The 8,052-nt window shown below is 56.7% G+C and carries 7 protein-coding genes and 1 tRNA gene; 1 reads left to right on the plus strand and 7 read right to left on the minus strand.

Annotated elements, in window-relative coordinates; all coding sequences use genetic code 11:
• Positions 1-10 precede the first annotated feature (10 nt).
• The 3 genes from secD to queA all read right to left on the minus strand — a co-directional run bounded on the left by secD (position 11) and on the right by queA (position 4,326).
• Positions 11-1,879, minus strand: a complete 1,869-nt coding sequence (gene secD, locus VIL80_RS11760; protein WP_332036300.1) for a protein translocase subunit SecD — start codon at positions 1,877-1,879, stop codon at positions 11-13.
• Positions 1,880-2,082: 203 nt separating this feature from the next.
• Complete coding sequence (gene tgt, locus VIL80_RS11765; RefSeq protein ID WP_527250114.1) at positions 2,083-3,198, minus strand: tRNA guanosine(34) transglycosylase Tgt; 1,116 nt, start codon at positions 3,196-3,198, stop codon at positions 2,083-2,085.
• Between the two features lie 69 nt (positions 3,199-3,267).
• The gene (gene queA, locus VIL80_RS11770) at positions 3,268-4,326 is read right to left on the minus strand and encodes a tRNA preQ1(34) S-adenosylmethionine ribosyltransferase-isomerase QueA (protein WP_332036302.1); all 1,059 of its coding nucleotides are present in this window, start codon (positions 4,324-4,326) and stop codon (positions 3,268-3,270) included.
• Between the two features lie 144 nt (positions 4,327-4,470).
• On the opposite strand from queA, the gene VIL80_RS11775 reads away from it, so the two are divergent.
• Positions 4,471-4,557 (plus strand) — tRNA-Leu (locus VIL80_RS11775).
• A 62-nt stretch (positions 4,558-4,619) separates the two neighbouring features.
• Here the strand turns inward: VIL80_RS11775 and VIL80_RS11780 are convergent.
• The 4 genes from VIL80_RS11780 to VIL80_RS11795 all read right to left on the minus strand — a co-directional run bounded on the left by VIL80_RS11780 (position 4,620) and on the right by VIL80_RS11795 (position 7,895).
• Complete coding sequence (locus VIL80_RS11780) at positions 4,620-5,162, minus strand: hypothetical protein (protein WP_332036303.1); 543 nt, start codon at positions 5,160-5,162, stop codon at positions 4,620-4,622.
• A 227-nt stretch (positions 5,163-5,389) separates the two neighbouring features.
• Positions 5,390-6,214, minus strand: a complete 825-nt coding sequence (gene phnE / locus VIL80_RS11785; protein ID WP_332036304.1) for a phosphonate ABC transporter, permease protein PhnE — start codon at positions 6,212-6,214, stop codon at positions 5,390-5,392.
• Between the two features lie 4 nt (positions 6,215-6,218).
• Positions 6,219-7,037 (minus strand): phosphonate ABC transporter ATP-binding protein, encoded by an 819-nt coding sequence (gene phnC / locus VIL80_RS11790; RefSeq protein ID WP_332036305.1) that lies wholly within the window; start codon positions 7,035-7,037, stop codon positions 6,219-6,221.
• Positions 7,038-7,055: 18 nt separating this feature from the next.
• Positions 7,056-7,895, minus strand: a complete 840-nt coding sequence (locus VIL80_RS11795) for a phosphate/phosphite/phosphonate ABC transporter substrate-binding protein (RefSeq protein ID WP_332036306.1) — start codon at positions 7,893-7,895, stop codon at positions 7,056-7,058.
• Positions 7,896-8,052: the final 157 nt, after the last annotated feature.

Below are 8,052 nucleotides of genomic sequence, written 5' to 3' on the forward strand. Positions count from 1 at the left end.
CGCCGCGCCCTCAAATCCAGAGTTTCTGAACACGGCGACCGCCGTAGAACAAGTTGATCAATGCCCGTGTACCCATAATCGCACTGAACATAGAGGTCAGGATGCCGATAGACAGGGTCACCGCAAAGCCCTGCACAGGACCAGAGCCGATCGCATACAGGATCACCGCAACGATCAGGGTGGTGATGTTCGCATCGACGATTGCGCTGTAGGCGTTATCGAAGCCGGCGCTGATCGCCGATTGTGGTGAAAGCCCGTTGCGCAACTCCTCCCTGATCCGGGAGAAAATCAGCACGTTGGCGTCCACCGCCATACCGATCGTCAGCACCATACCGGCGATACCTGGCAGGGTAAGCGTTGCACCGAGAATCGACATCACCGCCACCAGCAGCACCATGTTCACCGCCAAAGCAATAGTGGCGGCGAGACCGAATACCCGGTAGAAAATCAGCATGCACAGCACCACGGCCAGCATACCGATCTTCACAGAGGTCACCCCCACCTCAATGTTGTCTGCACCCAGGGACGGACCGATGACCCGCTCTTCCACAAAGTACATTGGTGCCGCCAAGGCGCCGGAACGCAACAACAGGGCCAGTTCCTGGGCTTCCGCGGGACTACCCAATCCGGTGGTACGGAACTGACGCCCCAGGGGGCTCTGCACCGTGGCCAGGCTGATAATTTTCTTGTCGTCGGTACGCTTCTGGACAATGACTTCGTTGCCCTGCGCATCCACCTGCTTCTCGGGGGTGAAGCGGCTCTCCACAAACAGGGTGCCCATGCGGCGACCAACATTTTTCCAGGTCGCGCGGTGCATCATCTCTCCGCCGCGGGAGTCCAGGGTGATATTCACTTGTGGAAAACCGCTCTCGTCATATCCCACCCGCGCATCAGTTACGCGTTCACCGGAAATGATGATCTTGCGCTCCAGCCAGGCGCCACCGTAGGCCGCGCGCTCCTGCTCGTTGCGGTACTCGAAGTATTCCTTGTTGGTGACCAGCGCATCGGGCTTGGCCTCCATGCGGTATTCCAGGTTCGCGGTCTTGCCGATGATACGCTTGGCCTCGGCGGTATCTTGCACACCGGGCAGTTCAACTACGATCCGGCTGCGCCCCTGGCGCTGAACGATAGGCTCGGCAACACCCAGCTCATTGACCCGATTGCGCAAAGTGGTCAGGTTCTGGGTTACTGCATAATCTTCCAGCTGCTTGATTTCCTGTTCGGAAAGTGTCGCCCGAACCTCGAGGTTGTCGCCGCTGCCAGACTCGGTGAACTGGAGTGTCGGGAATTCCTTGCGCAGGGTACGCATACCCAGCGATCTCAGCTCCTCGTCGCGAAAGCTGGCCACGATTTCGCGATCACCTTCCAGCTCCACACCGCGGTAACGCGCTTTGGCGGCGCGCAACTTGTTTTTTACATCCGCGACATAGCCTTCCATATTGGTTTTGACGATGGAGTTGGTGTCCACTTCCATCAGGAAGTGAACCCCACCGGCGAGGTCCAGACCGAGCTTCATTGGGCTCGCGCCCATTTTATCCAGCCACTCCGGGGTAGTGGGAGCCAGGTTGAGCGCAACTACATAGTCGCTGTACCCCAGTGCTTCCTGAATGGCGCGCTTCGCTGGCAGCTGTTCTTCGATGGACTTCAAGCGCAGCAGCACAGATTTTTCCTGCACCTCGCCACCAAAGTACGCAATACCAGCGTCATTCAGTGCTTTCTCGGCGCGACCGAGCACATTTTGATCAACCTTGAGCGCGCTCGACTGTCCGGAAATCTGCACCGCGGGGTCGGGGCGATACAGGTTCGGCGCCGCGTACAGCAGCCCCAACCCGGTAATGATCAGGATCAGGAAATATTTCCAGAGGGGGTAGCGATTCATGCTTTTCTCATTGTTGGAATGGCCCGCTGGGCGGACTCGTTTTTAGCAATATCCGTGGATATGCGGGCTAACTCTTATATTTACAAGGCCAATTCGCGGTCGCAGCGAGCGGATTGGGCCCTCCCCGGCTTCGCACCGGTGGTAAAAGGCGGTCGCTGATTATACGGGGATAAAAAGTCGGTACAAATGCACCAACCCGCCGCTCACCCCAGCGGCGGCACTTCTCGTCCCAGTCCGCGATAGAAATCGGCCACGAACGTATCCAGGTCGCCGGCATCCAGCGCATCGCGAATCATCTGCATCAGGCGCTGATAGTGCCGCAGGTTGTGAATCGTATTGAGCTGGGAGCCGAGAATTTCCCCACATTTGTCGAGATGATGCAGGTAACTGCGGGAAAAGTTCTCGCAGGTGTAACAGTCGCACTCTTCTTCCAGGGGGCGCGTATCGTGGCGGTGTACCGCATTGCGAATCTTGACGACGCCGGCGAAGGTAAACAGATGGCCATTGCGCGCGTTGCGGGTGGGCATAACGCAATCGAACATGTCGACACCACGGCGCACCGCCTCGACGATGTCCTCCGGCTTGCCAACGCCCATCAGGTAGCGCGGCTTGTCTTCCGGCATTTTGTAGGCCAGGTGGTCGAGCACCTTGATCATATCTTCCTTGGGCTCACCCACCGAGAGTCCACCGATCGCATAGCCGTCAAATCCCAGCTCGGTGAGCCCGGCGAGGGAGACGTCGCGCAGCTCCGGATACATCCCACCCTGGACGATACCGAACAGTGCCGAAGGGTTGTCGCCGTGCGCATCCTTGGAGCGCTTGGCCCAACGCAGTGACAACTCCATGGATTTACGCGCCTCGTCGGTCGTGGCCGGGTAAGGGGTACATTCATCGAAGATCATCACGATATCCGAACCCAGATCACGCTGTACCGCCATGGACTCTTCCGGCCCCATGAATACCGGGCTGCCATCTACCGGAGACTTGAAAGACACGCCCTCCTCGGTGATTTTGCGCATCTGCCCCAGGCTGAACACCTGAAAACCGCCGGAGTCGGTCAGGATCGGCCCGTGCCACTGCATGAAGTCATGCAGGTCGCCATGGGCCTTGATGACCTCGGTGCCGGGGCGCAGCATCAGGTGGAAGGTATTACCCAGAATGATGTGGGCGCCGATGGCCTCCACATCCCGCGGCAACATGCCTTTGACCGTGCCATAGGTACCCACCGGCATGAATGCCGGGGTCTCTACCACACCGCGGGGAAATTTCAGCCGACCGCGCCGGGCTTTTCCTTCGGTGCTGTCCAGCTCAAACTGCATAAAACACTGGCGACTCACAGGGTTCTCCTCAAATGAATTCCGGGCGCTGTAAATAAAGGGTCTACGGCCTTACTCAGCGCACCCGACTTCCGCAGGATCCACAGCGGGATTGCGGTCGATCAGCATGGCGTCGCCATAACTAAAGAAGCGGTATTTTTGATCCACCGCCTCACGATAGGCGTGCATCGCATGCCGGTAGCCGGCAAAGGCACTGACCAGCATCAGCAGCGTGGATTCCGGCAGGTGAAAATTCGTGATCAGGCGATCAACCACCCGGAACTCATAGCCGGGATAGATGAATATTTCGGTTTCCCCCACTGTCGGCTGCAACGTGCCGGAGGCCGCCGCGCTTTCCAGCGCCCGCACGCTGGTCGTCCCAACCGCCACCACCTTGCCGCCGCGAGCGCGGCAATCTGCCACAGCCCGGCACACAGCTTCCGACACATCCAGCACTTCGCTGTGCATCTGGTGGGAATAGATGTCGTCCACCCGCACAGGCTGAAACGTGCCTGCGCCCACGTGCAGGGTCACAAATGCGGTTTCGACACCTTGCGCGCGCAACGTCTCCAGCATTTCTTCGTCGAAATGCAACCCGGCGGTCGGTGCCGCCACAGCGCCGGCGTTGCGGCTATATACGGTCTGGTAGCGCTCGCGGTCCGCGTCGTCATCTGGCCGGTCGATATAGGGTGGCAGCGGCATATGCCCGAGGCGCTCCAGAACCGGCAGCACGCCCTCTTCGGGGAATTCAAGCTCAAACAGCGCATCGTGACGCGCCACCATCTGCAGCGGGGTATCGTCTTCCAGCAGGATTTCGCTGCCGGGCTTCGGCGATTTGCTGGAACGCACATGTGCCAGCACTCGCCGGTCATCCAGCACCCGCTCCACCAGCACTTCCAGCTTGCCGCCACTGGCCTTACGGCCAAAAAGCCGGGCCGGGATCACCCGGGTATCGTTAAATACCAGCAGATCGCCCGGCGCCAGCAGGCTGGGCAGATCGGCGAATTGGCGGTGGGTAAGCTCGCCGCTCGGGCCGTTGAGGCACAGCAAGCGGCTGCCGCGGCGCTCTTTGGTCGGCGTGCGGGCTATCAACTCATCGGGAAGCTCGAAATGGAAATCCTGGCGGCGCATGCAATCAGTTTAGGTGGACAATTAACGGGCGCGAAGAGTAACGGAATCCGCCGGCTTCGCCAAATCTGGTTGACCGGCAACCGGCCATCGCTATAATCAACACCCTCGCCGAGGCACCTGAAAGCACATTCGCCTCGAGCCATTGCCAGAGTGGTGAAATTGGTAGACACAGGGGATTCAAAATCCCCCGCCCTTAAAAGCGTGCCGGTTCGAGTCCGGCCTCTGGTACCAAATAAAAAGGCCTGCATTTGCAGGCCTTTTTTGTTATCGGGGCAAATCACGCACCAACGAGGTCAGGGGGTTTCGTCAGTGCACCCTACCTTTTGATAGGTAATTTGCTCGGCCGGGCCATATCCAGCGTCAATTGCGGCATCGAGTGCATTCCCTCTGATCAAGTGCAGCAATATACGCCCTGTTGGCTCTCCGCACCCTGCCACAAAAACCTGATCCGTACGAAAACCGCAGTGGGATTCATGTACCGCCACACCGCTCTCTGTCAGCTTGGCACGGCTCTCATCCAGTGACATTTCCTCACCCAGACACTGCTTAACCCGGCGATGCCGAAAGACCCAGATCAAGGGACTCGGTTCCGCCGACTTCTCCGCCTGATCCTGAGATTGGGCCATCAGTGGAAGTAACACTGTTTCATGACCTGCGACCAACTCTACTTTTTTGGCAACACTCTGCCCAAAGGCCCCTACCGATATTAAAAGGCCGATCGACATCAGAACAAATTTGCACTCAAACTTCATGCTTCCTCCATCAGGCTCGGGGGATTCTTCGGCATCGCAACCAGCCGCCCAGCCGGGCTTTAGCGGCCATACCAATTCGTCCACGACCAGCCAGTACTCCCGTCGGGTATTGCCGAATTCCCATGAGCAAAGGTGCTCCCACATTGAAGGATAGCAACGGTCAATAAATGTTGCGGTGGTAACTTTTTGATTCCATAGATTCCTGGGATAGCGAGCGCGGACAGCTATTCGGCGCCCCCGTAGACGGCCATTACGTGGTGATGGTGAGTGCAGACGGAGGACGTCACTGGCAACTCATGCCGCAGGAGGCACTACCGGACGAGCTTGCGCATCGCGGCGGATACCTGGTCGGCGACAAATACCAGCGCCAGAATGACCACCACGCAGGCTGCAGTATTTTGGTATTCGAACAGCTTCATCGTGGTAATCAATTCGAATCCAATGCCACCCGCCCCGACCATGCCGAGAATGGTGGACACACGTATATTGGATTCAAGTCGGTACAGGATCACGCCCAGCCACACCGGCAACACCTGAGGAATGATCGCAAAGCGAATGATCTGCGCGCGACTGCAACCCGCCGCCTCCATGGCTTCCACCGGTCCGCGATCCACTTCTTCCATGGCCTCGGCAAAAAACTTTCCCAGCATACCGGCACCGTGCACAGCGAGCGCCAATACCCCTGCAAAAGGTCCCAGGCCGACCGCGGCAACAAAGATCAGTGCGAGGATGATCTCGTTCACCCCTCTGGCAACATTCAGTACCTGCCGCGAAAAGTGATAGATCGCCAAGTTAGCCGACAAGTTTCGCGCAGCCAGAAAACTGACCGGCACTGCGAGCACCACCGCGAAGAAGGTACCCAATATGGCAATCTGCATGGTCTGCAATGCCGGCTGTAACAGGTTGTCGGTTATGTACGTCGTGTTGGGCGGCAGCATGCGCGACATAAAATCAGCAATCCAGGGCAGCCCGGCGGTGAGCGCACTCAGGCTGAACCCTGTGCTTTTCAATAACCAGCCGAACATAAAGATCGAGAGCGCAAAGACCGAAAACTTGAAAACCAGCGGGTAACACCATGCATTCTGCAATGCACGCGCACGATTGGGGACATACTTGTACGAAAGCAACTGCATCATTCGGTTACCCTGCACAAGCGATATTGGTAAAAGAAGCGGTATCGGCTTCCCGCTCTGACCGAACCGGCGGCGCAATGTTTTCGACATCTATTCCGGGGTAGATACGCTTAATCACCTCAGATGTTGCCTTTTCTGGCGCCCCATCAAAGACCACTTCACCATCGGCCAACCCGATTATTCGCGTGGAAAATTCGAGTGCAAACTCAAGTTGATGCAGGCTGCACACGACGGAGATCCCCTCTTTCATACTTGCATCCCGCAGGCAGCAGAGGATGCGCCTGGCGGTTTGAGGGTCGAGACTGGCGATCGGCTCATCCGCCAGGATCAGTTCTGGTTGCTGCGCCAACGCCCGCGCAATGCCCACACGCTGCTGCTGACCGCCACTTAAACTGTCCGCGCGCTCCTGCGCTTTGCTTTCCAGACCAACAGCGGCCAAGGCTCTCAGTGCAATTTCCACATCGTGGGGTGGAAAAAATTGCAGTAGGGAGGGAATCAGCGGGACTCTGGACATGCGTCCAACGAGAACATTCTTGAGCACACTGAGCCGGCCGCTCAGATTGAACACCTGAAACACCATCGCGACGCGCTGGCGCAGGCGACGCAGATTTTTTTGGCTCCTTGAGTCAAACAATTCACCATCAAGATACAGGGTGCCTGACGTCGGCACTGTCAGTCGATTCAGGCAGCGCAGCAAGGTGGACTTTCCAGCTCCAGAGCGCCCAAGTATGACAACAAACTCCCCCGCACCTACCTTGAAGCTGATATCTTTCAGCACAAAATCAGCGCCATCAAATTTTTTATACAGATTCCGGACTTCTATCATATTCTCGCCTCGCCGCATTTACTGTCTGGCGAGCGCTTCTGCTTTTCGCACAATGTCATAGGCCTGATGGTCGGTCGCCCGATAACCAGAAATTCTCCCCTGGTCACCGAAGGGGATATCGCGAATACTAAAAAATACATCGCGAATGCGCGCCTTAAATTGTTCGGGCAGGTCCTTTCGCCAGACCATTGGGGATTCGGGAATTGCTTCTGAGCGCCAGATAATGCGCAACTCACCTGGTTGAATCTTCCCATTTTGCACAGCCAGATCGAGAATCCGATCCGCTACCGCTGCCGCATGGACCTGGCCATGCTTTACTGCAAGCAGGCTACCATCGTGCCCCCCACTGTAAACCACATTTTTCAGGTCCTTGCGGATATCGATACCCGCCTCTTTCATTCCCACCATGGGGTACACGTAACCGGATGTGGAAGTGGGGGCGACGAAAGCGAAGTTTTTTCCACGCAATTGTTCGATATTTTTGATATCCGAATCAGCTCTCACCACAATCTGACTGTGGTAAGCCAAACCGTTTTCGGTTTCCGCGACGGCAAAGGGCTCAACCTCCGCAACCTGTGCCGCTTTCACATACGAAAAAGGCCCCATATACGCCACGTCCACATGCCCGGCTCGTAATGACTCAATTACGCCGTTATAGTCACCGGCGACAAAGCCCTCGACCTTTATTCCCAGTTTTTCTTCCAGTTCCGCCAACAAATGTTCTGACTGGCGAATCATCGCCCGCGAATCTTCCGCGGGAACCAACGCTACACGCAACACCTCTGGCACTTGTGACACCGCGTCGACAAACATCAACAGCGAAACCAGAAAGGTTACCAACTGTAATTTTTTCTTCATTCCTCAATTCCTTAACACCCGAAAGTATTCTGGCGCGACCCTCTTGAAGACCGAGAAAAAACTTTCAGTCACTGCCACTCACTACTCAGCTGGAAAATCATTTTTAAGCGATCAAAAAAACTGACTAAAGCAAACATCAAGGTCGGAAATCAACTGG

It is taken from the genome of Microbulbifer sp., from assembly GCF_036563125.1.
In the GTDB taxonomy this organism is placed as follows: Bacteria; Pseudomonadota; Gammaproteobacteria; order Pseudomonadales; family Cellvibrionaceae; genus Microbulbifer.

Bases quoted from the DNA above. Each gene is read 5' to 3' on its own strand.
- secD (WP_332036300.1), bottom strand. From the start codon at position 1,879: ATGAATCGCTACCCCCTCTGGAAATATTTCCTGATCCTGATCATTACC.
- tgt (WP_527250114.1), bottom strand. From the start codon at position 3,198: ATGCAGTTTGAGCTGGACAGCACCGAAGGAAAAGCCCGGCGCGGTCGG.
- queA (WP_332036302.1), bottom strand. From the start codon at position 4,326: ATGCGCCGCCAGGATTTCCATTTCGAGCTTCCCGATGAGTTGATAGCC.
- phnE (WP_332036304.1), bottom strand. From the start codon at position 6,214: ATGATGCAGTTGCTTTCGTACAAGTATGTCCCCAATCGTGCGCGTGCA.
- phnC (WP_332036305.1), bottom strand. From the start codon at position 7,037: ATGATAGAAGTCCGGAATCTGTATAAAAAATTTGATGGCGCTGATTTT.
- VIL80_RS11795 (WP_332036306.1), bottom strand. From the start codon at position 7,895: ATGAAGAAAAAATTACAGTTGGTAACCTTTCTGGTTTCGCTGTTGATG.